General features: G+C 57.1%; 26 protein-coding genes. 8 read left to right on the top strand and 18 right to left on the bottom strand.

The genetic code is table 11. The annotated features are described in order from the left end of the window. Positions 1-4: 4 nt before the first annotated feature. The 8 genes from BM074_RS01605 to BM074_RS22915 form a co-directional block, all read right to left on the bottom strand. Positions 5-1,246 carry an ATP-binding protein gene (locus BM074_RS01605; protein ID WP_091919319.1) on the bottom strand — a complete coding sequence of 414 codons (1,242 nt, stop codon included), beginning with the start codon at positions 1,244-1,246 and terminating at the stop codon, positions 5-7. Beyond that, the gene (locus tag BM074_RS01600; protein WP_091919317.1) at positions 1,243-1,809 is read right to left on the bottom strand and encodes a hypothetical protein; all 567 of its coding nucleotides are present in this window, start codon (positions 1,807-1,809) and stop codon (positions 1,243-1,245) included. Before BM074_RS01600 ends, BM074_RS01605 begins: the two co-directional genes overlap by 4 nt. Next, positions 1,784-2,503 carry an FkbM family methyltransferase gene (locus BM074_RS01595; protein WP_091919315.1) on the bottom strand — a complete coding sequence of 240 codons (720 nt, stop codon included), beginning with the start codon at positions 2,501-2,503 and terminating at the stop codon, positions 1,784-1,786. The genes BM074_RS01600 and BM074_RS01595 overlap by 26 nt, the downstream gene beginning before the upstream one ends. A gap of 144 nt (positions 2,504-2,647) precedes the next feature. Continuing rightward, positions 2,648-3,292 carry a response regulator transcription factor gene (locus tag BM074_RS01590; RefSeq protein WP_027229986.1) on the bottom strand — a complete coding sequence of 215 codons (645 nt, stop codon included), beginning with the start codon at positions 3,290-3,292 and terminating at the stop codon, positions 2,648-2,650. A 472-nt stretch (positions 3,293-3,764) separates the two neighbouring features. Next, positions 3,765-4,193, bottom strand: coding sequence for an EVE domain-containing protein (locus tag BM074_RS01585; RefSeq protein WP_091919313.1), 429 nt, complete (start codon positions 4,191-4,193; stop codon positions 3,765-3,767). Beyond that, positions 4,190-4,570 carry a VOC family protein gene (locus BM074_RS01580; RefSeq protein WP_091919311.1) on the bottom strand — a complete coding sequence of 127 codons (381 nt, stop codon included), beginning with the start codon at positions 4,568-4,570 and terminating at the stop codon, positions 4,190-4,192. Before BM074_RS01580 ends, BM074_RS01585 begins: the two co-directional genes overlap by 4 nt. A 67-nt stretch (positions 4,571-4,637) precedes the next feature. Further along, positions 4,638-5,327, bottom strand: a complete 690-nt coding sequence (locus BM074_RS01575; RefSeq protein WP_091921365.1) for a helix-turn-helix transcriptional regulator — start codon at positions 5,325-5,327, stop codon at positions 4,638-4,640. Positions 5,328-5,852: 525 nt separating this feature from the next. Then, positions 5,853-6,125, bottom strand: a complete 273-nt coding sequence (locus tag BM074_RS22915) for a hypothetical protein (RefSeq protein ID WP_162737279.1) — start codon at positions 6,123-6,125, stop codon at positions 5,853-5,855. A 411-nt stretch (positions 6,126-6,536) separates the two neighbouring features. Here BM074_RS22915 and BM074_RS01565 point away from each other — a divergent pair, with 411 nt between their 5' ends. Together BM074_RS01565 and BM074_RS01560 are read left to right on the top strand one after the other, a co-directional pair. Beyond that, positions 6,537-6,989 (top strand): c-type cytochrome, encoded by a 453-nt coding sequence (locus BM074_RS01565; protein ID WP_027229981.1) that lies wholly within the window; start codon positions 6,537-6,539, stop codon positions 6,987-6,989. Between the two features lie 10 nt (positions 6,990-6,999). Beyond that, the gene (locus BM074_RS01560; RefSeq protein WP_091919307.1) at positions 7,000-7,932 is read left to right on the top strand and encodes a cytochrome c; all 933 of its coding nucleotides are present in this window, start codon (positions 7,000-7,002) and stop codon (positions 7,930-7,932) included. A 10-nt stretch (positions 7,933-7,942) separates the two neighbouring features. Here the strand turns inward: BM074_RS01560 and BM074_RS01555 are convergent, their stop codons facing one another. From BM074_RS01555 to msrB, 3 genes are all read right to left on the bottom strand, one after another. Further along, positions 7,943-8,278: a hypothetical protein gene (locus BM074_RS01555; protein ID WP_027229979.1), complete on the bottom strand. Its 336-nt coding sequence runs from the start codon at positions 8,276-8,278 to the stop codon at positions 7,943-7,945. Between the two features lie 111 nt (positions 8,279-8,389). Continuing rightward, on the bottom strand, positions 8,390-10,495 hold the full coding sequence (locus tag BM074_RS01550; RefSeq protein ID WP_091919305.1) for a S9 family peptidase: 2,106 nt from the start codon (positions 10,493-10,495) through the stop codon (positions 8,390-8,392). An 84-nt stretch (positions 10,496-10,579) separates the two neighbouring features. Further along, on the bottom strand, positions 10,580-10,984 hold the full coding sequence (gene msrB, locus BM074_RS01545) for a peptide-methionine (R)-S-oxide reductase MsrB (RefSeq protein WP_091919304.1): 405 nt from the start codon (positions 10,982-10,984) through the stop codon (positions 10,580-10,582). A gap of 398 nt (positions 10,985-11,382) precedes the next feature. Between msrB and BM074_RS01540 the strand changes: the two genes are divergently transcribed. After that, entirely contained in the window at positions 11,383-11,820 is a 438-nt protein-coding gene (locus BM074_RS01540) for a Ros/MucR family transcriptional regulator (RefSeq protein WP_027229976.1), read from the top strand. A gap of 58 nt (positions 11,821-11,878) precedes the next feature. Here the strand turns inward: BM074_RS01540 and BM074_RS01535 are convergent, their stop codons facing one another. After that, the gene (locus tag BM074_RS01535) at positions 11,879-12,187 is read right to left on the bottom strand and encodes a cytoplasmic protein (protein ID WP_091921364.1); all 309 of its coding nucleotides are present in this window, start codon (positions 12,185-12,187) and stop codon (positions 11,879-11,881) included. 204 nt (positions 12,188-12,391) lie between these two features. Here BM074_RS01535 and BM074_RS01530 point away from each other — a divergent pair, with 204 nt between their 5' ends. Then, positions 12,392-12,844 (top strand): helix-turn-helix domain-containing protein, encoded by a 453-nt coding sequence (locus BM074_RS01530; RefSeq protein ID WP_091919302.1) that lies wholly within the window; start codon positions 12,392-12,394, stop codon positions 12,842-12,844. Positions 12,845-12,942: 98 nt separating this feature from the next. Next, the gene (locus tag BM074_RS01525) at positions 12,943-13,635 is read left to right on the top strand and encodes a DUF6456 domain-containing protein (RefSeq protein ID WP_244532707.1); all 693 of its coding nucleotides are present in this window, start codon (positions 12,943-12,945) and stop codon (positions 13,633-13,635) included. Between the two features lie 3 nt (positions 13,636-13,638). Here BM074_RS01525 and BM074_RS01520 read toward each other — a convergent pair whose 3' ends face one another. Together BM074_RS01520 and BM074_RS01515 are read right to left on the bottom strand one after the other, a co-directional pair. Continuing rightward, a complete protein-coding gene (locus BM074_RS01520; protein WP_091919298.1) occupies positions 13,639-14,064 on the bottom strand; it encodes a SufE family protein in 426 nt (141 codons plus the stop codon). A 207-nt stretch (positions 14,065-14,271) separates the two neighbouring features. Further along, positions 14,272-14,739, bottom strand: coding sequence for a DUF5330 domain-containing protein (locus BM074_RS01515; RefSeq protein WP_091919296.1), 468 nt, complete (start codon positions 14,737-14,739; stop codon positions 14,272-14,274). A gap of 374 nt (positions 14,740-15,113) precedes the next feature. Here BM074_RS01515 and BM074_RS01510 point away from each other — a divergent pair, with 374 nt between their 5' ends. Genes BM074_RS01510 through BM074_RS01500 form a run of 3 tightly spaced genes read left to right on the top strand, consistent with a single transcriptional unit; the run spans position 15,114 to position 18,137 of the window. After that, positions 15,114-16,928, top strand: a complete 1,815-nt coding sequence (locus tag BM074_RS01510; RefSeq protein ID WP_091919294.1) for a sensor histidine kinase — start codon at positions 15,114-15,116, stop codon at positions 16,926-16,928. Continuing rightward, a complete protein-coding gene (locus BM074_RS01505) occupies positions 16,903-17,775 on the top strand; it encodes a peptidoglycan-binding domain-containing protein (RefSeq protein ID WP_091919292.1) in 873 nt (290 codons plus the stop codon). The genes BM074_RS01510 and BM074_RS01505 overlap by 26 nt, the downstream gene beginning before the upstream one ends. Positions 17,776-17,789: 14 nt before the next feature. Continuing rightward, positions 17,790-18,137 (top strand): DUF1491 family protein, encoded by a 348-nt coding sequence (locus BM074_RS01500; protein ID WP_091919290.1) that lies wholly within the window; start codon positions 17,790-17,792, stop codon positions 18,135-18,137. A gap of 35 nt (positions 18,138-18,172) precedes the next feature. Here the strand turns inward: BM074_RS01500 and BM074_RS01495 are convergent, their stop codons facing one another. From BM074_RS01495 to BM074_RS01475, 4 genes are all read right to left on the bottom strand, one after another. After that, positions 18,173-19,126, bottom strand: a complete 954-nt coding sequence (locus tag BM074_RS01495; protein WP_091919288.1) for a hypothetical protein — start codon at positions 19,124-19,126, stop codon at positions 18,173-18,175. Between the two features lie 380 nt (positions 19,127-19,506). Then, the gene (locus tag BM074_RS01485; RefSeq protein WP_091919284.1) at positions 19,507-20,052 is read right to left on the bottom strand and encodes a DUF1254 domain-containing protein; all 546 of its coding nucleotides are present in this window, start codon (positions 20,050-20,052) and stop codon (positions 19,507-19,509) included. Next, complete coding sequence (locus tag BM074_RS01480; protein ID WP_091919282.1) at positions 20,045-20,629, bottom strand: DUF1214 domain-containing protein; 585 nt, start codon at positions 20,627-20,629, stop codon at positions 20,045-20,047. The genes BM074_RS01485 and BM074_RS01480 overlap by 8 nt, the downstream gene beginning before the upstream one ends. Positions 20,630-20,666: 37 nt before the next feature. Next, the gene (locus BM074_RS01475; protein WP_091919280.1) at positions 20,667-22,820 is read right to left on the bottom strand and encodes a transglycosylase domain-containing protein; all 2,154 of its coding nucleotides are present in this window, start codon (positions 22,818-22,820) and stop codon (positions 20,667-20,669) included. Positions 22,821-22,979 lie beyond the last annotated feature (159 nt).

Raw genomic sequence — 22,979 nt, 5'->3', positions numbered from 1 at the left:
GCGCTCAGATCGGGTAGAATATACGAACTTCCGTTCCGACGAACGGCGTCGATTGTATCTGAAGCTTCCCACCCATTGACTTAATTAATTCAACTGAATTGGTCAGCCCGAGCCCGACATGGACCCCAGCCTTGGTCGAGAAGAATGGTTCGCGCGCTTTGGCAAGCAGGCCGGCGCTCATACCCTTACCGTTGTCCTTGACAGCAAGGACAAGGCGAGCCGCTCCCATGAAGGTGCGATGGATGTCGGCCTCTATCGTGATCTGCGGCTGCTTGGATGCTGGTATCGCGTTGATAGCGTTGCGAACTAGCTCATCGATAAGCAGATGAAATTGCGCTGCAGGAACGCGGATGGCGAAGGCTTCTTCGCTGGCTCGAATTATCAGAGTCTGCTTGTTTTTGCCGGCGATCTCGGCAACGACATCGCCAAGCGGCATTGAGCGCGCGTCGGAACGCCTGTGGCCAATCAGCATGAGCCCTTCATTGATTGAATCGAGTTCGAGAATGGTGGCAAGAGCAGCCTCCGTCATTTCCGCGGATGGTTGAACTCTCCCATCGATATAGGTGAGGAACAGGCGCAGCGCTGCAATGCGCGTGCGGGTCATATGGGCGAAAAGCAGAGAAAACGACCTTATGTGCTGATCCTCGCGGCTCTTGTCCCTGTTGTGCTGGTAAATCGCTATGGCGCTCAAGATGATCACCGAAAGCGCCGCGAAAAACGTCAGGCGATTCCGGGCCGCGTCAATTCCAATGCGCGTTGTAGCGCTTATCGCCTGACTATGGTCCACCGTCGCGCCCAGAAGGCCGGCCAGGTAGAGGTCGATGAGGGCGACGTCATGCAGAACCTCGTTATAATTTGTCTGAGCCAATACGTTGGGTAGAACGACCGTATCGAGCATTCCTATCGAGCGGTCGAGGCCGTTGGGGTCGTTTGGTGGCATGAAATCTTTGGCGTATTCGAGGGCTGAAAGTGATTTGAGGTTGAATCGCAGCATCCGGATCTCCGTGAGCAAACGCGGGTCACGCTGCCCTGTCTGGACTGCGATGTTCAGATAGCCAACAATCCGCGCCACCTTGTCGCGCGATTGCGATGCTCGCCACTGCACCTCCGAACTCTGCCCGAAAACGATTTCAGTCTCTCGCCTGTAGACATCTGTTCGCAGGAGCACCCAAATCGTCAAGCCTACCGACGTCAGGAGGCCGGCGTAAAGAAGAAACGAGCAAACTTGCGACAGATACCTTTTCATGAAAGAGCCTTGATCGATATGACGAACCAAACCCAAATAGCGTTGCGGCTGGGGAGATATCTTGGCGGTAAGTCGTGGAGCGGCCAGATGAGATAAAGTGGCCCGCCATCGTCAATTGACAAGAGCCGATACGTTTGGCCGGGGCTGCAAGCGCCGCTGTACTTGTCTTCGTCCGTGCATTTCTTCTCTGTCGCGAGAATGGGCGCGTAGCGCTCGATCTCCTCTGAACTGATCTTGGCTACGAAACTGTCGGCGCCGCTAATTTCAAATGAACCGCCGACGAGGTTGTTCTTCGCCAATATGTCTTTGAGGAAGGGCCCGCGAAAGCCGACAGGTACACCTAGGCTCCAGGGCGTATCGGTGGTTCGTTCCCGAGGCGTGAATTCTTCCCGGAATTGATCACGCGTATAACTCCTGACAATCTGACCTGACGCATCTTTGAGAACTAATGCCGCGTCGTCCGACTGTTGGGCTACGGCACATCCTGCAACGAGACAAAGGCCGACGGAAACAACAAGCGACCAAGCCTTGAGCAACCTATACGCTGGCAAGAGCGAAAGCATCGTCAAATGCCCGTGGCGTCAGATCGCGGGTAAACAATGCGCATGCTCCGCTGGAGCCGCGCGGATCAAAAGCAAAACCGTTCGCCGCCATCGCCGCTATGATCTGCATAACACCATCCAGCCCGTAAAGATGGTCGTGCAACTCCAGGAAGACGCGCTCGACACCTGGTAATTGCGCGCCGCGGAGTAACTCGTATTCACCACCCTCGATGTCCATCACGAGGATCGTTATCCCTGCGGCGGCTATGATCTCGTCAATTTCCACTGACCGGATAGTGATGACGTGCTCATAGGGGCCCTGGTCTGCGAATGTCGAAGACATCCAGAAATCTTTGCGCACATAGAATGGTACCTCGCGCGGTTCGCCGGCCATGAGAAGGCCGTGGCTGATGGTCACATTATCGAAGCCATTTGTATCGATCACCCTTCGCGCCAGCGCGACGACTTCAGGATTGGCGTCGAACGCCAGAATGCGAACGTCATCGGTTGCCGCCATTACCGACGCAATGATGCCGAGACCCGTGCCGAGCTCCAGAATTCGATCGCCGGGACGGACGGCTCGCTTCACCCAAAAAGCTTCCTTGGCCTCATAGGTACCGTTCTGCAGTGCCGACCAGATTTTCTCCGATACGTCGCCGGGAAGAATTGGCACGATTATTTCGTGCGCATCGAAAGTAATTCTCATAATATCCATCGAACAACATTGTCCGCGGGCGGCAAAAGAATAACGGTGAAGGCCCAGCGATTTGCCAGAGGTCGTGACCGCTTAGAATTCCCTGACCGGTGCGGAAAAAGCTAAAATAAACAGAATCAAACAACGAACAGACATTAGCACATATCAAAACAGATTCGACAACACACCGATCTTCAAAAGCTTTGCCTTCGCCCGCTTGTAATAGCGCTCGGCCGAAGCCGCGTCGATGTTGAGATGCGATCCCAGTTGATCGTAAATTTCCTTTCTGCTGACGCCGGACGGCCTTTGCCGCATCCAGACAAGTACCTCCTGCTCGCGCGGGGACAGGGCCGAATGATAGACCTCCGGCTCGGTGCTTTCATCGTGGTCAAGGCCGACCGATTTTCCCGCTTCGGCGATTTCCTGCACGATATCCGCCATGGCGCCGGGCCTGAGATTGTTCTTCGCGATGTACCCGGCAACGCCGAGCCGTTGGCACGCCTCCCATTCTTCCAGGCTGTCCGAGCCGGTGATGACGACATGGATGGCCGCCGGTGTCTGCTCCACGATCGACCTGATGACGTGCAGGCGGTCGCGCGCTGAATGGGGATCGTAGCCGGGAAGGCCCGGGTCGATGAGTACAAGCGCGAAAGGGATCAATTCGGCCAGTTCAATTACCGTACTTATGCTCCCCGCTGCATGAACTACCGAGGCAGGAAATGCGGTTTGGAGTTCGTGGACCAAGGCGAGTCGCATCAAGTGTTGATCTTCGACGACCAGGAGATCAGCCCCGAAACTGGATGGCGGCATGCAAATATCTTTCAAAAATTACTCAATCCGACCAATGGGATAATTATAAACAATCTCGATACGGGCAAATAGGGACAACGTTGTCACTTTTCCCAAAAAGTTCCAACGCTATAACGAACACATTCAAGAAAATGCCTTTGAGATTTTAGTCACTTAATACGGAAGCAGTTAATGAAACGATATATTGCCACCCTTCTGCGGTCGAAAGCTAAAAAAATCTGCTGAGCGCACATGCATATCGAACTGTACCGATGCAGGGCGTTGCTGCCCTTAACGGACGGTCTCAAGGGCTCAAAGTCTTCAACACATCAGCTGCCAAGGCCGTGCTTCTTTTACCGTGCCTTATGTTCCTACCGACTAGCGAAGCGGGTGAGCGCTCCTCAAACCATCGTCAATAAAAAACTTTCAACAAGCGATGATTCTCACAACTATCCAGGCAGCAAGATCGCTAGTCACACAAACGGCCCCGTTCTCACGGGGCCGTCTTGTTTTTCACGGCCGCCTCAATCAGTGCAAAATCACCAGCGCTGATCTGAAGCAGGCCGAAGCGCAGTTGGGCGCCCCAGTTTGGCCTACCCGCAGTGAATTCAAGCTTGTCGAGCAGAGGACGTATCGACGCTGTGTGTGCTTCGTCCCAATCGACGTCACGCCGGGACGGGACGAAGCCATTTCCCATATCGAAATTGTAGAGATCGCCGGTTTTTACAGTACCAATGGCCGTGAATGATTGCAGCCCGTCCTTGCTGCCGAGTATTTCAGTTGGCGAATAATAGGCGACATGATCCCCGGCCTCGATACGATTCAATGGTGCAATCTTGCCGTGGCAAACCTGCATGAAGCCGCCCTTGAGCCCCCTGCGGACGTGGTCGGCCGATGCGACGGCGATCCAGTGCCGGGTCATTGGGTAGCGTCCTCCGCCGGCGCATAGACGCGCAAACGGTGTCCATCCGGATCAAGCGCGACGAAACTATACCCAAAATCCAGCCGTATCGGTTGTTGAGCAATGGCGAGATCACGGCCTATCCATTCACTATACAGCGCTTCCAGCGCCGCATCGCTATCGACGCTGAAAACCAGTTCGCTCCCGCCAGCCTGTTCGGTGGGTGCCGGCAGGACCTTTTCGCGCGACCACATTGCGAATTTGAGGCCCGAATCGAGGACAAACATCGCAAAGTAGGAAGACTCCTCTACAGGGTCTCGATCGAACAATTCGGCATAGAAATGCCGGCTGCGTTTTGCGTCTTTCACGTAAATCAGCATGAAATTGGAATTGAACATCTTTGCCTCCTGTTTGACGGGAGTAATTTAGCCTGCATTACTGTCAGTTTTTGGCAGTAGCAGACGCTCAATCCAGCGATTGTATGCCTTCGGCCTCCCGCCACTGTTTGATGAGCGCATGGCGGCGTTTGGGATAGCGTGTATCCGTGGTCTGAAGGGCCAAAATCCGGTCGGCGCGGAAATGGCGATTGTCCTGACGCAATTCGCACCAGGCGACAACGACACGGATGCGATCAAAGAAACCGAGAGCGAAAGGCCAGATCAAACGGCGCGACTGTGTTCCATTGCCATCGCTGTAGGTGATTTCAAGTTTGCGTTCTGAACGAATCGCTTTCCTGACCGCGGCGAGGTCGATCGTATCCGGCGAAGAACCCGGTGGGCCGACGAGTAGGGCCGAGGAATTGACATCGCTGCGCAAGTCATCCGGAAGAACAGCGACGATCTTCGATAGTGCGTCTCGCGCGGCAAGCGCCAGTCGTTTGTCTGGCTGCTTTTCGACCCAGCGGGAGCCGAGGACCAGCGCTTCAAGTTCGTCTTCGGAAAACATAAGCGGCGGCAACATGAAGCCCGGACGCAACATATACCCGAGACCCGGCTCGCCTTCGATATGCGCGCCCTGCGCCTGAAGCGCGGCGATGTCGCGATAGAGCGTACGAATACTCACGCCCGTCTCATCGGCGAGCACCTTACCGTTTACCGGACGGCGGTGGCGGCGCATGATCTGGATAAGGTCGAGCAGGCGTTCTGATCGGGACATTGCAAAATCTCTCTGAAATATCATGCCATATTTTGTCAGTATCCGCACCAAATGGCGTTTGACGCGGCCCGACACGCTTAAAACTCTATTAACCCTAACATTCCAGCGCACAATGGCTGAGCGAGTTATCACTCTGAAAACATTAGGATATTCGCGAATTGGACGAGAAATTGTAACAGTCTCAAAATAACGACTAGCAACTAATAGGGAAAGCAAGCCACAAACCGCTCTGATCTAGTAAAAATAATAAAAATAATCGGCGTAAACGGAGGTTAACCATGAAAAAGTGCGCATATATTGTTATTGTGGGGTTGTTGAATTGCGTTGCATTTTACTCAAATTCTTTTGCTGCTACGCAAGCTCTGTCGGTTTCGCTTGAAATATTACCGTCAAAGAAAATAATCAAAAGAACGTCTGAAGGTTCGCTTCGAAACCGTCCGAACGTCGTCACTTATTATTCGCCCAATTGGAAGCGTGGCCGCCCAGGGATAGCAGGGTTGAGCGCGCGGCATGGCCAAGACAATGTCACATATGTGAGCAAATTGACTCGATAAGTGATCGCGGCGGATCGATCCAATCTCTGACACATTCGTTATTCATCCAGCGTTCAGGAGCTTTGCCTAAAGTCTTAGGCTCCATATTGAACACGCTGAAGCCAACTGAAGCGGCTTTCACTGGAGGAATGATGCGAAAATTGATTTCGGCCATATGTGCCACGCTTATTTCGTTTGGAACGGTCGGTGCGACCGGAATCGCAAGCGCTGCGCCCGTCGCTATTGAACGGCCGGTCGATGCCACGCGTGCCGGTGTTCCAAACCCGAATGTACAACCGGTCCATGATCGCTGGGACCGCCGAAACTATCGTTGGGAAAGGCGTCATCATCGTTGGGATCGCCGGTGGGATAGACGCTGGGATCGCCGTTGGGACCGTCGGCACTATGGCCGTTGGGATCGTCCATACCATCGCCGCTGGGATCGCCCGCACTATCGCGGGTGGGATGATCGGCGATACAATCGCGGGCGTTACTATCGTACCGGCGTCTACTTTTCACTCTGAGACGCACAAACCCCGGCCAAGTGCCGGGGTCTTTTCAACAAACGAAAAGTTGATCGAGCGCTACGGGTGATTTTTGCTGCCTTTGATCTAGAGTGCCAACCGGAAACCCTTGAAGCCAAACCATATTTAGCCACAAGAGTTGGGAGACACCCATGAATAGACTGATCGCTTTGACTGCGACGCCGCTGTTTGCGGTCGCTGTTTTTTCGATGTCAGCGCATGCAGATCCGATCGCCGACCGACAGGCACTGATGAAGGATCAGGGCAAGACCGTGGGTAGCATCACACCGATCATCAAGGGCGAAAAGCCTTTTGACGCCCAATTGGTCATGACCGCGCTGAAGCATCTGAACGAGGATGCGCAGAAAATCGATATCGCGACGCTATTCCCGAAAGGCTCCGAGACGGGCGGCAAGACAACAGCCTCGCCGAAAATCTGGGAAGACAGCGCTGGTTTTGAAGCGGCCATGACCAAGTACAAGGCCGACGCCGCCAAGGCAGCAGCCGCCGAGCCAAAGGATCTCGACAGCTTCAAGGTCGTCTTTAATCAGGTGACCGAGAATTGCGGCACGTGCCACAAGGCATTTCGAATCAAGAAAGACTGAGACCGTATCGATGATGCGCAGGGCCGCGCTCATCGTCATCTTGCTCGCGGTCATCGCTGGAGCGGGTTTCTGGTATCTTACGGCGCCCGTCCGGCTTGATCCGTCACAACTTGCCGGGGTGACACCCGGCGATGTTCAGCGCGGTGTAAAAGTGTTTTGGCAGGGCGGCTGTGCTTCTTGCCATGCAGCACCGGGCTCAAAGGGTGATGCACGGCTGGTCCTGGCCGGCGGCGTCAACCTGGTCACCCCGTTCGGGACCTTCGTGACGCCGAATATATCCCCCTCAAAACAGGGTATCGGCGATTGGTCGTTCGAGGACCTCGCCAATGCAATGATGGCTGGCGTTGCGCCCGATGGCCGGCATTTCTACCCAGCGTTCCCCTATACGTCCTACGCGCGCATGCAGCCAAAGGACGTTGCCGATCTTTACGCCTACCTCAAGACCTTGCCGCCTTCGGACAATGTTTCCGGTCCGCACAAACTCGGCTTCCCCTTTAATGTCCGGCGTGGTCTGGGGCTCTGGAAGCGGCTTTATCTTTCGCCGAAACCCGTCCTTGCCATTGCCGAGGCGACGGATGCGGTGAAGCGCGGCCAGTATCTTGTTGAGGGTCCCGGACATTGTGGCGAGTGTCACACACCGCGCAACGCCATAGGCGGGCTCGACAAGGGCAGATGGCTTGCGGGGGCCAAGGCGGCAGAAGGCAAGGGCGTCGTCCCCAACATTACGGACGGGGAGGGCGGCATCAGCGATTGGTCGGAGAAGGACATCGCTTACGCCCTCGAGAGCGGTTTCACGCCGGAATTCGATTCGCTTGGAAGTTCCATGGCCGACGTCGTTCAGAACATGGCCCAGATCGATGCGTCCGATCGTGAGGCAATCGCCGCCTACCTGAAGGCAGTGCCGCCGCACCCGAATGGCTATCCGGCTCCGGCGCCACAGTGAATACCAGCGATCAGCGCCGTTCGCAGCGGATCAGAACAGATGGGCCATCATTATATTTGCTGCGCATCGTATAGAGCCAGCCCTGGCATTCCTGTAACGAAGTGAAACAACGGACCGCAAAGACGGGCGCTTCATCGCCGCCAAACGAGATGATCGGATTGTCGGTCGTGCCTGAATAATAGCCGATGATGATGCCGGAGCCGCGCGGCGGCGTATTGCATCGCCGCCCGGCATATTCGCTTACATTCTTGAGTACGGCCGCCGCACGATCAATGTGGGCAACGGCGAGAAAAGGCTGGGCGGCGAGCCCCATAGCAGCCAATAGCATGAGCCTGCTTTGTAACATTGCAAGAAACCTCCGTAGCCAACACAGCAGTTATACTCAATCTGCCGCAACATTGCGCGTTCGTTTCATTGAGCAACGGCACGGGGCACTCGGAAGTTTCTGCGATGGTGTTCACATTTGTGTTTTTCCGGCGAGCTTCAGCGCATAGGCGTACACATAGGCCACCTCTTCCAGACGTGAGAAACGCCCCGAAGCCCCCGCATGCCCGGCTTCCATATTGATGCGGAAGAGTACTGGGTTGTCGTCGGTCTTGAGCTCACGAAGTTTGGCCACCCACTTCGCTGGTTCCCAATAGGTAACGCGCGGATCAGTCAGGCCCGCGACGGCCAGAATTGGCGGGTAGGCCTTGGCTTCAACGTTGTCGTAGGGGGAATAGGAGGACATATATTCATAGTCGGTGGCCGAAGTGATCGGATTTCCCCATTCCGTCCACTCGGGCGGCGTCAGCGGCAGCGTATCGTCGAGCATGGTGTTGATTACGTCGACGAATGGCACCTCGGCGATGATGCCGCCGAATGTATCCGACGCCATGTTAGCGATGGCGCCCATCAGCATGCCGCCGGCCGAACCGCCTTGCGCGACGATGCGATCGTGGCTCGTGTACCCTTCGGCTACGAGGTGCTGTGCAGCGGCAATGAAATCGGTAAACGTGTTTTTCTTGTTGAGCCGCTTGCCGTTCTCATACCAGTCATAGCCCTTGTCCTTGCCGCCGCGAACATGCGCAACCGCGTAGATAAATCCTCGGTCGGCAAGCGAGAGGCAATTGGTATTGAAACTCGCGGGTATGCTGATCCCATAGGAGCCATAGCCATAGAGCAGGCACGGTGCTGTGCCATCGATCCTGGTGTCGCGATGATAGACGATCGAGACAGGTACAAGCTCGCCGTCGGGAGCAGGGGCCAGCAAGCGACGCGTCACATAATCCTCAGGATTGTGCCCGGAGGGTACTTCCTGCGTCTTCAGCAAGGTGCGCTCGCGGGTACGCATGTTGTAGTCATAGACCTGCGTTGGCGTGGTCATTGACGAATAGGAGAAGCGGATGACGTCGGTGTCGTACTCGGCGCTTCCCTCGAGACCAAGCGCATAAGCTTCCTCGTCAAAGGCGATGGCGTGCTCTTCGCCGCTCTTGCGATCGCGAATGAGAATACGCGGCAGACCGTTCTCGCGTTCAAGCCAAACGAGATGGCTGGAATAGGCGGAATGACCAAGGAGAAGACGTCCGGATTTGTGCGCGACCACTTCGGTCCAATTCGACTTTTCGGGCGCGTCCACCGGAGCGCTCATGATTTTGAAATCCTTGGCGCCCTCATCATTGGTGAGGATGTAAAACACGTCGCCGCCTTCGGTGAGACTATATTCGACGCCCGGCTCGCGCCCTGCAACGAGTTTTGGCTTGGCGGTCGCGTCGTTGGCGGGGATCAGCCATATTTCTGACGTCTGGTGATCGTGGATATCGACGAAGATGAAGTCGTTCAGCGAGCTGCCGCCGACGCCGAGAAAGAAGCCTGGATCCTTTTCCTCATAAATGAGGCGGTCCTCGCTCTCCGGTTGGCCGAGTTCATGATAGTAGAGACGCGATGGCCGGTGATTGGCATCGACCCGCGTATAGTAAAAGCCATTGGATTGCGCATTCCATACACCGCCGCCGGTCGTGTCGCTCACGCTGTCGGTCTGGTCCTGAAGCTTTGCCAGGTCGCGTACCTTCAGCGTGAAGAACTCGGAGCCCTTGTCGTCGTATCCCCAGATCATCTTGTTGTGATCGGGCGAGTGATCGGCCGACGCGAGACGGAAATAAGGCTTGCCTTCGCCTTCGAGATCGCCGTCGAGCAGCATGGTCTCATCGCCGCCATCGCGCGGCGTGCGGAAAAACCGCGGCTGTTGGCCACCAACCTTATAGGACGTGCCATATGCATAAGGACCATCTCTCGAAGGTACTGACGAATCGTCTTCCTTGATCCGGCCTTTCATCTCGTCAAAGAGCCGCTGCTGAAGCGGTTTGGTATCTTCCATCAGCGCTGTCTGATACGCGTTTTCCGCTTCGAGATGCTGGCGAATTGCCGGATCAAGCGTAGCGGGATCGCGAAAAACGTCCTGCCAGTTCTCGGCCCGCATCCAACCATAGTCATCGACGCGGGTAATTCCGTGGCGTGTGTCGGAGACGGGCCTTTTTTCGGATTGAGGTGCAGCAAGAGCGGGGAAGCGCGAAGGATTGGTCATCTAAAAACTTTCATGGTTACCGACGGGAGCGTCCCGCGAGCGGAAATACACGTGAAACTATGTGCAAGAAACGCCGGCGCCGCGTCAATCCTCATCGAAGACGAGCGCATTGCCGTTCATGCAATAGCGCACGCCCGTAGGCGGCGGCCCATCGGGAAAAGCGTGGCCGAGATGGGCGTCGCAGTCCGAGCACTTTATCTCCGTGCGCAGCATGCCGTAGGAGCGGTCGTCGACAGCAAAAACGGCCTCAGGCTCAATGGGCGCGTAGAAGCTCGGCCAACCTGTGCCCGAGTCATACTTTGTCTCGGAGCGGTAGAGCGGCCGGTCACAACAGACGCACTTGTAGGTCCCCTTCAACTTGCTGTCGAAGTTCGGACTGGAAAAAGCACGTTCCGTCCCGTGATTTCGCGTGATCTGGTATTGTTCGGGTGTCAACTGTTCACGCCATTGTGCATCGGACTTGACGACCTTGAATGTTCTTGTGGTCATTGAGGGTTCCTTTTTACGCCAGATGTAGGCATGAACACTAGAATCGGCAATATCTGTTATTATAGAATGCTTGGGACGCGGATCGGTGTTCCTCATTTTTGCCATTTTTTGTCTTAGTGGTATGCCGCAAATCGCTGTCAGCATTCCCTAAGTGTTGTCGCACCTGTGGCCGGGCCCTGGCTTTCTTGCGTCCATCGTCGTTTGCGTCCTGTTAATCTCTATTCACGGGATTATTTGAAATATTTCTTTTTTGAACGAAGTATTGATTTGACAAATAAAATGCGTTCCGCAATAGAGTGTCATCAAAGGCGTTGGAGACCTCGCGTGTTCTCGACTTTATATTGGTGATTTTAATCTACCTACCGAGATAAAAAAATAGACGAAGGAATTGGACTTAGATGACCACGTTCGACAATTCAAACACAACTGCCGGCGACGTCCTGCTTGAACTCACTGCCGAACTGGTTGCTGCCTATGTCAGCAACAATTCGGTGCCAGCCGGTGACTTGCCTACTCTCATCGCCGACGTTCATGCTGCGCTCGGCCGAGTTGGGGGCAGCGTCGAAACAGTCGTTGCTGTTCAGGAAAAGCCGAAGCCGGCCATCAACCCGAAGAAGTCCGTTGCGGACGACTACATCGTCTGCCTCGAAGACGGCAAGAAGTTTAAGTCTTTGAAGCGCCACCTGATGACCCACTACAGCCTTACGCCGGAACAGTATCGCGAAAAGTGGGATCTGGACCCGTCCTATCCGATGGTCGCTCCGAACTATGCAGCAGCGCGTTCGCGCCTGGCCAAGAACATGGGCCTCGGTCGCAAGCGCAAGAAGGCTGCCTGATCGAGCAACGGGCGTATGCACGCAGACGGGACGGCGCCGCATGGCGCCGTTTTTGCATTCAAGCGGTGCGGGTCTGTTTCTCCGGCTCACTGTCAGAAAGCGATATTTTAAGCGTTTCAAGCGCCTGCTTCAGGCCAATATGGCGGTTGAGATCGTAACTCCAGTGGCCTGCGGCGCCCTTGAGGCGTTCGCGTTCGATCAGCCGCTTCAGCCGCTTGCACAAATGTTCCTTCTTCGCGGCGTCTAGCAATAGAACCGTACTCAGATCCTCGCCACAAAGAATTTGCAGCGCAAGTCGCTGGCGAGCATCGCTTGTCTCTTGCTCCTGCGATTTTAGAAATGCGATTTTCTGCCTGTTCCAATCGATCGCCGACACGTTTTGTCCCCTCTGTTGTGGATCAAACGAGTATGCGTGATGACGCTGGGTGTAGGATTTATGTCCTGATTTTGAAGCCAGATGGGAAAAATACGATGTAGATACAGATCGTTAAGTTAGTCTGTCAGGAAAACTTATCCACGCACTTGAAGGGTCCAATATAAGAAGATATTCCTATTAGAAATTGGAGCCAGGATGTCTTCGAGTTTGCTCAATCTGATCCGTTCCGCCCCTGAGGCCAAGGGGATGGTCCACTCGCTTCGGCCAAGGCGCGGTAAGCCGAAGATACCGGAGCTTGTGTCCATCGACGAGGAAGCGCCTCTCGACGAGCGGCTGCTCCAGGTTTGCGATGGCCTCATCGATATTCTTTCGACGTTTTTCAATGTGAGCGGCCGCGAACTGCGCTCACATTCACGCTGCGAGCGCCCGGTGGCAAGGGTTCGGCAGATCGGCATGTATGTTGCGCATGTGACGCTTGCTCTGACCATGAGTGAGGTAGGGCGCGCCTTCGGCCGCGACCGGAGCACGGTGAATCACGCGTGCCATCTTATCGAGGACATGCGCGAGGAGCTGGAGTTTGACCATATTGTCCAGACGATCGAGAACATCGTGAAGGTCGCGTTCATGCGCGACGGGACGGTGCGCTGATGAGAGCAGCGAACGACAAGAGCCGCGAGTTGCGACTGTTGCGCTTCCTGGCAAAAGGCCCGGGTTTAGTTGTCGATCAAGCCGGAAATGGGAGGGTGATGTTGGAAAGCTGCGAGCACGGCGCGATTTCGGTCGAGCATGCCGCAGTCAAATCGGCACTAAGCAACGGCAGCGCGACGCTGCGCGGAACGGAACTTTCCATCAGCGAAGCCGGCAAAGCACATTTGCGCCGGGTCGTCTTGTCGGACGATCCTTTCGCCGGCCAGCATCGCGAAGAGACGACGGTGGTCCTCGCTGACCGACATGGCACATCGCAGGTACGCAGCAACCAGTGTGAATCGCCCCTTGCCACGCTCCGCAAGCGCAAAGATGCCGCGGGAGCGCCCTTTATCAATGACGAAGCGTTCAAGGCGGGCGAACGGCTTCGCGCGGACTACACGATTGGTAATCTGATGCCCTCGATCGGGGCAAATTGGGACGTGACGGGCAGCGCCTCGCGTTCAAACGGCGTCCTCGAAATCACCGATGCCGCGCTTGCTGCCCGTCAGCGTGTCGAGCGCGCACTGGAAGCGGTGGGGCCGGAGCTTTCCGGCGTCCTGGTCGACGTTTGTTGCTTCTTGAAGGGGCTGGAGCTTGTCGAACGGGAACGGCAGTGGCCCGTCCGTTCGGCAAAGCTGATTTTAAGAACGGCGCTTGCTGCGCTTGACCGTCACTATCATCCGGCAATGCCGTCACGGCACAGCCAGCGCATCATTCACTGGGGAACCGAAGATTACCGTCCGGCACTTTGAAGATTACGCTGCGGCGAGGGCAGCCTGCGCTTCGCTGCGGATCCGGCCGATCATGGCGCGCAGGCCATTCGACCGCTGCGGCGTGAGATGCTCGTCGAGCCCAAGCTTTTTCAGGATGGCGTCGGGATCGATCGCCATGATCTCCGATGCGCGTTTGCCCGAATAGAGCACCATCATGATGGCGACGAGGCCGCGAACGATATGCGCATCTGAATCACCGAGAAAATCAATGACAGGATCCACGTCGCCATTCAGGGAGCTTTTCAGCCAAACTTGGCTGACGCATCCTCTCACCTTGTGGGCAGCATCGCGGGCGGAGTCGGGATAGGGCTTCAAGTCACGCCCGAGATCGATGACATAGCGATAGCGATCTTCCCAATCATCGAGAAAATCGAAATCAGCAATAATGTCGTCGATTGTCTGTGCCATGCCTTGGATCCTTTCATGGCACATATAGGCAACCTGACGGCAAACGTCACGGGATTAGAGCACGTCATGTCTAGATAAAAACAGTTCTGCTTCTCGGATGGCCTGACAATCCACGCGGAAGCTTCCCGAAGGGCAGGGTGAATTTGCCCCAAATCCATCGGGCTTCGGTTTCGTCCGATGGATGGAACATTGGCCTCGCCACGCCGGCTAGTTACGGATGACTGTACCGGTCTGCGCCTTCTTGTCGACGCTGGTCGACGCTTCGCTCTGGCGGTCAGCGGCTTCGATCAATTCGCGCAATGCGAGTTCGCGCAATTTCGCCTTGATGGCATCGGCGCCTGCAACGGGCTTTGCGTCGCCATGAGCTGCGGCGACCGCGGCGTCCGGGCGGGGCACGTCCTTGCCGAGTTGTGTGTCGAGATAGTCGTAACCTGCCTTGGCAACGTCGCCGGCGCGTTCGCCGGCATTGGCAAAGGCGGCTTTACCCGTCTCGCAGGCCTGCGGCTTGCGGTTGCAGAAATCGCCAAGGTCGACAATGGCTTCCCGTGCAGCCGTGAAAGCTTCGAGCGGACCAGGCTGGTTTCCGCCATGCTCGTCCTTCGCTGGCGGAATGAACAGCGATACCAGCATCATCCAGAAGCAGAACTTGATCGCAAATCTGATCAGGAAACCCATTCCTTTTCCTTTGCCCGATCCCTAGTGGTGGCGTTTTATGGGATAAGCCTGCCACACAACCGGCAAGAACTCGTTGCGGCAAACCTCCGAATTTGAGCGATCATAGAAACGAAGGATTAAGAATTCTTCGAAGCGGAACTGCATGCTTACGATTCGAAAGGAAGCGCGACGGCCAAGGGCAACCCTTCATTTACCATGCCCGCCACAATCGCTCGAAACGGGCCACAACCGGCCGGGGTGTGCCCCGCTTTATCCTTTCCTTAAAGCCTCGTCTGCAAAAGTTAACGCCGACAAGAATGTTGCAAGCGACATTCGGAAAATGACCGCATTTCATCCGGCGCAGGCCGGAACGTGCGGAAAGCAGGAAAAAGCTGGTGCCGATTCATTCCGTCATTCGATCTAGTATTGTCGAGACCTATGAACGTCTCTGCAAGCGCTGGGTAAATGCATCCGTCGTGGACGCGGCGGAACGAGCACGCGACGCACGCATCGCCGGCAGCATGTTCCCGATGCCGTTGCTGCTGGCGGTAGCTATGCTGACAACTCATCCTTTGACGAATGATATCGCAGTCATCGTGAGCCTCGTCGTCGGGGTTCTGGCATTGCCGATGATCTTCTGCGGCACGCTTTCGATTTCGCGAAAGAGCGCGACTGTCGGCACAGCTGCGCTAATTGCTTATGGCGCGGCAATTGCCGCCATCAGCGTCAGCGCAGGATCAGCCAGCCTGCTTTTGTGGCTGATGACGGCCGCGATCCCGCTCGAGACATGGTTCGTCCATAAATCCAGGACTGCGCTGGGAGTGGCCGGCTGCACTGCCGGAACGGTCCTTGTTGTCCTTTCGATTGTGGCATTCGAGAGCGGCGGTTTGGTGGCCCTTTCTGCACCTGTCCTTCTCGCATCGCTTGGCTATATGGGCATCCTGCTGGCCCGGACGGGCATTGCGCTTTCCCGCCATGCACGGTCGGCACGCCGCGACGATCGCATCGCCGATCTCGAAAGCGTCATCGAAGGTGTAGTGATCAGGCTTGCGACGGATGGAACGATCGAGTGCCTTTCGCCGCGGGCTCAGGAACAGTTCGGCATTGCGCGCAACCTGCTCATCGGCACAGCTTTGATGGAGAGAGTGCACGTTTCGGACCGTGTCCAGTACGCGAATTTCCTCGCGGATCTAAAGGGAGGGGCGCCCGTCGCCACCGCCGATATAAAGCTGCGCAGCGTCGCAGCCGGCGAAACGTCGAAGCATACGCACACTATCCGCTTTGCTACGCACCATCTGCGCGCGGTTCCGCACAGCGAAGGCACGGGTTTCCTCGTGGTTGCCACGGATATCGCCCAGGCCGTTGCCGACAGGAACGCACTTGCCCATGCGCGCCGCGAGGTTGAAACCGCCGAAATCGCCAAAAGCCGGTTTCTTTCTTCGGTCAGCCACGAATTGCGCACGCCGCTGAATTCGATCATCGGCTTCTCGGACCTGCTGCTTCAGGAAATCTGCGGCAAGCTGCCGGATTCGCGCCAGCGCGAATATGTCGAACTGGTGCACCGTTCGGGAACACATCTCCTTTCGGTTGTGAATGCCATCCTCGACGTTTCGAAGATCGAAGCCGGGACCTATCCCATTGTCACCGAGCGTTTCGCCTTCAAGGATGCCGTGACGATGGTCCATGACATGATGGCGCACCAGGCCGCGCAGAAGGGCGTGACTCTGTGCGACCGTGTCAGCCCGCGGGTCGGGACCGTGGTTGCCGACCGCCGCGCCATCAATCAGGTGCTGATCAATCTCGTGTCGAATGCTGTCAAGTTCACCGAGAGCGGCGGCGTGGTTACGATCGATGCGCTTATCGAAGATGAAATGCTGGCCTTCTCCATCAGCGATACGGGGATCGGCATTCTGGAAGCCGACCTGAAGACGCTGGGCCAGCCCTTCCGGCAGGTTCAGAACGATTACACGCGCAAACACGAAGGTACCGGTCTCGGTCTTGCGACCGTCAAGGGCCTCGTCGGCCTGCATGGCGGCAGCCTCAACATCAAGAGCACTCCGGGCGAGGGCACTGTCGTCGACGTGCGCATCCCGCTCGAAGGTCCGCAAATGGAAGATCATATCGAGGATGAGGCGGCAAACGTGGTCGAGTTCAGAATTGATAGCGATATGAGGGGAGGTTCACATGCCGAAACCCGTAAATCGGCCTAAGAAGCGGCGCGCCCCGAAGCGCGGACGGGTAACCATGGTTCTGCTGGCCGCCGGCGGGTTGGTGGCGAGCAATCCGGCCATCGCCGGTGGAACGACCGCCTTCCTGGTGACGCTCGGCTTCATCTCTGCCAATGCGCTCTGGTATCAGCCGCACGTGCATGATAGTGTGTTCTTCCGCACAAGGCCGGAGCTCGTTTTCAAGCCGATCAAGCAGCAAGCGAACCCGCTCGGTAAGGCATCCGATAACTCAGACAATCAGCCAGCGGATGCGCCGATCCGCAAGGTGACGTCGGTTCCCGTTCCCCAGAGCCAGGATCCGATTGCCGCCGCCATCAACGGCGATCCGGTGCTGGCGCCTGGCGGCGATCCCGAGGTTGCCAAGCTGCAGCAAAAGCTGCTGGCGCTTGGGCTCTACACCGGCACGGTTGATGGCATTTCCGGCAAGGGTACCCGGGCGGCTATCGAAGCCTATCGCAAGGCAGCCGCCGAAATCGGCATCGATACCGAGGCAACTGTCGATAAGCCCAGCGAAACAACGGCGAGCATTGCGGTTCCGGCTAAGAAGCCGCCCCAGACCGAAGAAGCGACCGTCCAGAAAATATCTACAAATCCCGCGCAGGATGTCGCCGTGAGCAGCGCAGCCGGCGGCCTTTCGCCCGCCGAGATCGTTCGCGTGCAGGCGGGCCTGCGTGCATTCGGCAATGATATGGTGGAGATCGATGGCAAGGTTGGCGCATCGACCAAGGCTGCCGTAAGCGAGTTTCAGAAACTGTTCCGACTTCCGGTGACGGGAGAGCCTGATACGAAACTGCTTGCCAAGATGCAGGAAATCGGCCTGATCAACTGATTGGAGCCTAAAAAATGCGTCTTACATCAGAGTTCTGGGTTTCGGCGCTCGTGCGCCGCGTCAATAATAGCGGTGCGTTCGCGGCGCTCTCCAACAAGGGCGCTGCCGAGGCTGGTGCGATCTTCATCAAGTTCCGCAATGCCGACGGAACCTATGACCTCTTCGGTCCGGCGCCGCAAATGGCCTATGACGAAACGAAGCCGCAGGAGCGGTTGTTTTCTGCCCTCAGGCAAGGTGTGGAAGAGACCACAGCCGATGCCGACCTCGAAAAGCAGAAGCGCTGGGACCGTGATCTTTGGGTCGTCGAGATTGAGGACTACCGCGATGATCGCGCCGGACTCTTCCCGATTGCTCCCGAGTAATTTGGCGGTAGAGCGCTTCTTGGATAGGAACCGCTCTAAGACACCCGGCGTCTGCCGTCTTCGTAATCCTCGGCCATCTCGCGCAGCTTTTGCCGCAGCTTTTCCGAGTTTTCAGCGGTTTTCCAGCGATCGACGGTCGTCTGCGCCTTGTCGCGGTCGATCTGGCGATAAGACTGGATAAACAAACGCAGGGATCGCAGATCCTTGTGCACCAGGCCGAAGAGCCCGGTAAGGACCAGATGTGCCGCTTCCGCTGAAAGGCCAAGCGACGCCAGAGCAATGGTCAATTCGGCATTCAATCCGTGGCCGATGATTTTTCGTGCCGTCTCGACATCAAGGTTAAGCGCGATGGCCAACTCCCGTTCGAACGACATCGTCTCGTCAAGCAGTGCAGCATCGACAAGGTAGTTGGCGAGCGTGCCTTCATCGGACAAGGCAGCATTACGCATCAGAGCCTTCAGCGCTTCGCGGGTTTCGCGCAGCCGCGGCGATTCTGGCGCGAGGGCACCGTCAGCAATGGGCGCATCGTCGCCGAGGTCGAAATGAGATTTGATCTCGAGCGCATTGTCTATGGCCGTATCCTTGAAGCTGCGCAGGACACCCAGAAGTTGCGGATCATCCGATCGCCGGCGGGCTATGACCCGGGCGTGCGAGATCCCCTTGTGGGTTATGATGTCGATGAGGTCCTTTGGCGTGAGCAGCGGCGAGCGCAGCAATACCGATGCCGAGATATCGATATCGTCCTCGGCAAGTGCGAGGATCAGGCGCTTCGGTGCGTGCGGAATTTCCGACAGGGCAGCAGCCGCATGGCGACGGACGCGCGGCGAGGCGAGGGCGAGCAGGGGAACTGCAAGGTCTTCGAGTTGCTGTGCGTCGCTCCGGGCCGGCCTTGCGACGCAGCAGAAAGCGGTAATCGATGCGGTGAGGAGATCGTCAGCCTTGCTGCCGCCGTTGCGGTCTTCAAGCGCCCGAAACTCAGGATACTTCACGAACACACTCCACTCGGAACACAACGCGGTTAAACAATGGCTAAAATTAGCCGCCAAGCGTTAGCAAGCCGTTAACCATCGGTATGTCTAATGAAATTATGGCGCAGTTCATGCGCGCGTAGGCATCGGAGTATCCAGGGAGATCAACCAGAGACCGATACGGATGAAGTCATGGGATTTGTCATCGCATTTCCAGGCAGCACCACCAGCAAGCGCCGGCCTAGCGCAGAGATAAATCGGCACCACCAGGCCGAAATCACGATCTTTCCGGGTGTGCGCTACGAACGCTATGCGCCTGAGCCGCCAAAGCGCGCCAAACCGAAACCAAATCGCAGGTTCCTTGATCGGGTGCCCCAGCCGGGGTAGTCGGCACAACCGTCCTAAAGCAGCGGCGTGCACGCAGCGCTGTCAAGAAACGCCGTTACCTGGCTCTGCCAGGAGGCGTCCGGTACGAAACTGCGCACGACCACAAAACCCTCATCCATGTCGGCTTCGATCAGGACTGAATTCTCGGCGGACTCGGGCTTGGTCTTGTTGAGCTCGATCATTTGCAGGGGCGTTGCCACGACAAGGTCGAGCTGGTCGGCGATCGCCGTGCGGTCGTTGATCGAATAAAGGTTTTCGCCTTGCCGGTTGTAGACTGAAATCGACCAGTAAGGGGTCGTTCCAAGGCCGGTAATGTGCGCGGGCAGATCCGTGATGTCGAAGCGGCAGACGGATGCCTGGAACAGCGGATCGAAGGCGAGGGGAACCATCCCCGGCGCTCCGTCGCGGGTGACGCGATGGAACTGCCAATCGTCGCCATAGGCGGCGACCCGGGACCAGCTGTTGCGGTCGGAGTAATAGGGCACCAGCAGCACCACCACGAGGTGGATGATGGCGGCGCCGACAAGGCCAAACAGGATTGCACGAAGAAATCTAGGCATCGCACCCGATCCTCGTAACCGTCGGGAATGCCATATTGACCAGACCGGAATTGCCGGCGATCGGAGTGTCATAGAGCGTCATGACGAGCACCATGCGTCCGCCGCCGCTTGTGGCCAGCCAGTTGCCCGGCTGCGCCGTCGGCGAAACGCTGATGCTGAAACCGCCATCATCATTGCGAAATATCTGCCGCGAGTGCAGCGCGGGGAGTTTGTCCTTGCCTGGCTCGAGCGAGGTCAGCGCGCGGTCGGCGGCATAAAGTGTCCAGAAACGGGTGTTTGGCGTATTTCCTTCCACCTTGTACGTGCAGCGCCGATCCAGCGTTTTGCCCTCATTGTCGCTATAGGCGTAGAAGACGAGGCCCTCGGTGCCGCCCAGCGGAAAGGCGCCTTCGCGCGCCGCCCGCGCTTTCGCATAAGGATCGGAGAGGGGCGTGCCAGCATCGGGATGCGCCGTCCATTGTCCGATGGCGAGCGAACCGAAGCCGTCGAAACGGCTCACCGCATACCATGCGCTCAGCGTTCCGCCGCCGACGGCAATCACAAGCGCAAGGAGGGCAAGGAGAACATTGCGAAGCATGAAGACGATGACTACACGGGCGTGCTCGGGGACGCAATCAAAGCACCGAGACCTTTTCGGGCGGGACCGGCAGTTTCAATTGCGGGGCGGCTTTCAGGGCCTGTCCGATCTCGCGCACGGCCGTAGCGGTCGCCCCTGAAAGGACCCGCGGCCGTTCGATGGCGGTCAGGGCATCGGCGTCATCGTCGGCGGCCTTTTGCTTGGCCTCGGCGACCTTCTCCTGTTTCGGCATGGTCGGGTCAATCCCTGGTATGGCCTTGAGTTCGATGTTCTGATGCGCGTAGTTCATGAAGCGCTGCCAGGTCATTGCAGGAAGGATGCCGCCCGTGAGTTCCTTGGTCGGGGTGAAATTATCGTTCCCGAACCATACGGCGGCCGTGTAGTTGCCGGTGAATCCGACGAACCAGGCGTCACGATAGCTCTGCGTCGTGCCAGTCTTGCCGGCAACGCGCGTCATGGATAGCGCCGCACGCCGACCGGTGCCCCATTCCGGCACCTGAGCCAACATGATGTTCATATTGTTGTTGGCCGTCTCGGAAAGAACGCGGTGCGGTTTCTCGCCATCCTTCTTCCAGTCCCAAAGCACGTCGCCATTCTGACTGAGGATTTGCGTAAAGGGATGCCGCATCCCGGCAATGCCCCCGGTGGCAAAGACGTTATAGCCGGTCGCCTGATCGAGCACCGTCATGCCGGATGTGCCGAGGACCATGGTCTTGTGCGAACTGATCGGCGATTCGACCCCCATTGCCTTGGCGAGCGCAACGATGGGCGCGGTCGTCAGGTAGTCCTTGGCAAGCCGGACGGGAACCGTATTGATGGATTTGACCAGCGCCGTCGTCAGGTCGATCTTGCCGAGATATTGCCGCGAATAATTCTGCGGCGACCAGTTGCCCCAGGAGACGGCGCCGCCGGACACCAGCGTCTTCGGTGTCATGCCCTTTTCCATCGCGGCGGCATAGACATATGGCTTGAACGACGATCCCGCCTGACGCTGCGCCGCAGTCGCGCGGTTGAACTGGCTTTCGCCGTAGTCGCGTCCGCCGACGATTGCCCGCACAGCGCCATTGTTTTCAAGAACGACGATGGCCGCTTGCGTGACGTTGTATTCCTTGCCGTACTGGCGAAGGTGATACTCCGCTGACTCTTCGGCCGCTTTCTGGATGCCCATATCGATCGTCGTCCGCACGACGAGCGTATGTGTCGGCAACTTCTGGGCGACCTTGCGGACTTCATCGAAAGTCCAGTCGAGGAAATAGTCCGGACTTTCGGACCGGCCGCGATCGACGACGGTCGCCGGATTGCGGCGGGCGCCGACCACCTGGCCTTCGGTCATCAACCCACCCTGGACAAGGTTCGTCAGCACGACATTGGCGCGGGCGCGGGCCGCTGGCAGGTTTACGTGCGGTGCATATTTGGCGGGTGCCTTGAAGAGGCCGGCCAGCATCGCCGCTTCCGCAAGATTGACGTCCTTGATGCTCTTGCCGAAGTAGAACTGCGACGCGGCCGCGATGCCAAAGGTGCCACCGCCCATATAGGCGCGGTCCAGATAGGTCTGGAGGATTTCCTTCTTGGTGAGGTTCGATTCGAGCCAAAGGGCAAGGAAGGCTTCCTTGATCTTGCGGTCGAGGCTGCGTTCGTTGGTAAGGAAAAGGTTCTTGGCAAGCTGCTGGGTGATCGTCGAGCCGCCCTGCACCACGGAATTGGCGCGTAGGTTTTCCGTCATGGCGCGCGACAGGCCGAGGAAATCAATGCCGAAATGATCGAAAAAACGCCGGTCCTCGGTGGCCAGGACCGCTTTGATCACGTGATCCGGCAATTCATCGATAGGAACGGCGCTGCGATGGAGAATACCGCGCTGGCCGATTTCATTGCCATAGCGGTCGAGAAACGTCACCGCAAAGTCGTCGCGCGTGCGCCAGTTCTTCTCGGTTTCGTGAAAGGCGGGAATGGCAAGCGTCAGCATCACGACCGACCCCGCGGTGCCCCAGGTAAAGCCTTCGCCCAGCAATTCTATGATGACGCGACGCCAGCCGGTGACATGGAACCGGCGAAAGAAAATCGTCGTATCTTCCCAGAACTCGACGAGGCGAAAACGCAATTCGTAAAGGGTTGAATCGATCCAGGCATCAAGGCCCAGCAGCGGCGAGACCTTGAATCGCTTTCGTTCTTTGCCTGGCCTGGGCTCTTCCATGAGTTCTTGCCTGCCTTACGCTTGGCACGTCTACCCTGATTGGACATGGTGTAGCGGATTACATTTAACAGCTTCTTAGGACGGCTGTTTTGCAGAGATTATATGGTGGCTTCTTAGACTAAAGAATACCGCTTTTATGACTAAGGCCACAAGACGCGA

The organism is Phyllobacterium sp. CL33Tsu, assembly GCF_900113985.1.
GTDB lineage: Bacteria > Pseudomonadota > Alphaproteobacteria > Rhizobiales > Rhizobiaceae > Phyllobacterium > Phyllobacterium pellucidum.
This window is presented reverse-complemented; position numbering and strand designations above follow the sequence as displayed.